This window comes from Dendronalium phyllosphericum CENA369, assembly GCF_016056275.1.
GTDB lineage: Bacteria > Cyanobacteriota > Cyanobacteriia > Cyanobacteriales > Nostocaceae > Dendronalium > Dendronalium phyllosphericum.
This window is the reverse complement of the sequence record NZ_JAECZA010000327.1, coordinates 1-2,499: the sequence shown is the minus strand read 5'-3', so window position 1 is coordinate 2,499 and position 2,499 is coordinate 1. Positions and strand designations below refer to the sequence as shown.

3 protein-coding genes are annotated in these 2,499 nt (G+C 43.4%); 1 reads left to right on the top strand and 2 read right to left on the bottom strand.

Annotated elements, in window-relative coordinates:
* Window positions 1-17 precede the first annotated feature (17 nt).
* Both I8752_RS36610 and I8752_RS36605 read right to left on the bottom strand, forming a co-directional pair.
* The gene (locus tag I8752_RS36610) at window positions 18-1,406 is read right to left on the bottom strand and encodes an ISKra4 family transposase (protein ID WP_214437034.1); all 1,389 of its coding nucleotides are present in this window, start codon (window positions 1,404-1,406) and stop codon (window positions 18-20) included.
* Window positions 1,407-1,426: 20 nt separating this feature from the next.
* Window positions 1,427-1,771: a cupin domain-containing protein gene (locus tag I8752_RS36605; protein WP_214437033.1), complete on the bottom strand. Its 345-nt coding sequence runs from the start codon at window positions 1,769-1,771 to the stop codon at window positions 1,427-1,429.
* Window positions 1,772-1,848: 77 nt separating this feature from the next.
* Between I8752_RS36605 and I8752_RS36600 the strand changes: the two genes are divergently transcribed.
* Window positions 1,849-2,466 (top strand): TetR/AcrR family transcriptional regulator, encoded by a 618-nt coding sequence (locus I8752_RS36600; RefSeq protein ID WP_214437032.1) that lies wholly within the window; start codon window positions 1,849-1,851, stop codon window positions 2,464-2,466.
* Window positions 2,467-2,499: the final 33 nt, after the last annotated feature.

The following is a 2,499-nucleotide window of genomic DNA, read 5'->3' as shown; positions in this document are numbered from 1 at the left end:
GTTGCCAACGGGCGCATCTAATCGTTAGGGGAGTACAAGGTTAGTGTTAATGGTTCGTCAGAAAACAAAGTATCAAACCGTTGATTAACCCAAGCTAAACGCAAATGTAGAAGGTGATTGAATCCATCCTCACTCCAACGCATTCCCACACCTTTGAAACGTTGTTGAATTAACCATTTACAAGCGCTTTCAACCATACCGGAGCCAATAGGCAAACCTAGTTTCTTAAAAGTGCGATACTGAATGTGTTTGAAGTGAGTGTTTAAGTAGTCTCGCACTTGACGCAAAATGGTTTGAGTCGCTTTTGAGGTGTTTTGAGACTTGCTTAACCAATTCAATTCTTGGATGATATTCTTTCCCCGGCCATGTCGTAATTGATGACACATCCTTTTGAACCACATTTGAGGTGTTCGGGCAGGATTACCGTCTGAGTAAGCACTTGCAGCTTTCCATAAGTGTTGTGCTGCATGATAGAAATCTAAAATGCCAATGGCACAGCGAGCAAAGGATTGCTCAAAGAGTCGCCAAAAGCCTCGTGCGCCATCACTAATCCAAACAACCGTTTCGGCAGTAGTCATGCCTTGTTTAAAAGCTTCAAGTCGAAGACGCGGTTGCAAGTCATCGATATCACCCAAGACAGCGACTAGCCGTCGCTGGTGTAAACGAGTAACCATTTCACCAGACTGCTTTTTATATTTACCTAAGCGAGCTACTAAGGCAATCTTCACCTCGCGCCAGACAATCTTGCCTTTAGGTGTTTGTGATTGAGAACGGAAAGGAACTGTTACGCCGTCCGCTGCAATGATTAAGGGTGTGTCTACAAGTGTTGCATCCAAAAATTCTAGGCAGGGTAATTGTCCATTTTCCAAATGCTGCAATTGAATTTTCAACTGGTCAATAGCGCGTCTGCCTGCGGCTTGCACCCATTTCCAAAGCGTATCCTCATCGACTGCAATGCCACACAATTGCTGTAACATCCAAGCTGCCAGTCCAAAGGGCAAAAACACCGCAAGTAGACATCCTAAACGTGTGAGTTCAGATGAGATTTGTTGATAAGGGTGAATGTTCAGAATGTTATCAAAAGGAATACTTTGACTACCTGCACAGCGATTAGGACACCTACCAACTCGTCGTTGCCATTCTACTTGTCCCACAAGGGTAAGCATTTGTCGTTTAATAAACCCTTTGCTACGTAGTCGTTTGCTGCATCTAGGACAGTTTTCCCAAAAAGTTGGAGATTGGGCACGTTGTGTCAGTTGCTGCTCTACAATTGCTCTAGCGAACCACAGTCCCATCTGCCAAGCGGTAAGCACGAGTGCTGTGAGAGTTATACTGGCTTGAAGTTTTTTACATAAGTGTTGCCAATCATTATCGGATGGAAACAGTTGTTCAATTTGGTATTGCATTAATAAAAAAACTTGCACCCTTATAAACCGGAATCTTCAAATGTTCCCATTGCTCCTAGGCGAATTGTTAGGAGTTCAACGTCTGTTATTGCTTTGTGCGGCCCCTGGCGAGTGTTGGCTGGAGTAAACCAAAACGTTAAGGCAGAGGATGTTGTTCCCCCAGTTTCCACTACCCCAGCAAGTATGTAAACATACTCATCACACGAATGGATGTGAACTGGAATTGTAGTACCAGCACTCATTTTCAAAAGATGGATTGACCCTTGTGGAACAGGCTCCGCCAAGGGTAAAAGCTGAGTTCCGGGAAATTGAGTCAAGTCAATCCACGGCTCCTCAATTGTGTTGATAAATACTTGCTCAGGCATAAGATATATCCATGATGCGATGATTGAGAGTGAATGAATAATATTCACTCGTTCACATTATCACAACCCTTCGCTCTATGGGAAAAACAACTAAACCTACACAACCTCGATATGATGTCCTTGGGCGATATACGGCTTTGTTGGATGCAGGCGAAACATTGTTCTTGAGGGGCTACGAGCAAGCCCAACCTCAACTTATTGCTGATACCGCAGGTGTATCGGTTGGATTATTTTATCGTCATTTCAAAAGCAAGCAAGAATTGCTCACTGCTATCATAGTCAGGCATTTAAACAAGTTACATCTTCAAATTGCTCAAGCTGTAAGCGCCTGTTCTCATCCAATAGAGGCTATGCAGATGGTTGTTTTGCTTACATTGCGTTATTTCCATCAGCATCAAGGACTAATCAAACTATTCTTCATGCAAGTCGGTTATGGTGACATCGCAGCAACTGAACAACTTCAGTCGGCGCGACTAAACTATCGCAATATTTTATTGACCATTATTGAAGATGGTATTGCTCAAGGGATATTCCTCAATCCACCTGCACTTAATGTTCAAATTACTATTAACAGCATTATTGGTACGATTAATTGGACTCTTTACGATCTACTCGTTGTCCAAAATCAAAACCTAGAACCTGAAGTCTTAGCCACACAGATATCTTCCCACTTGCTACGGAGTCTGGCACGTTAGTTCCCCCTCCCCCAAACGCTAGATACGCCCTAC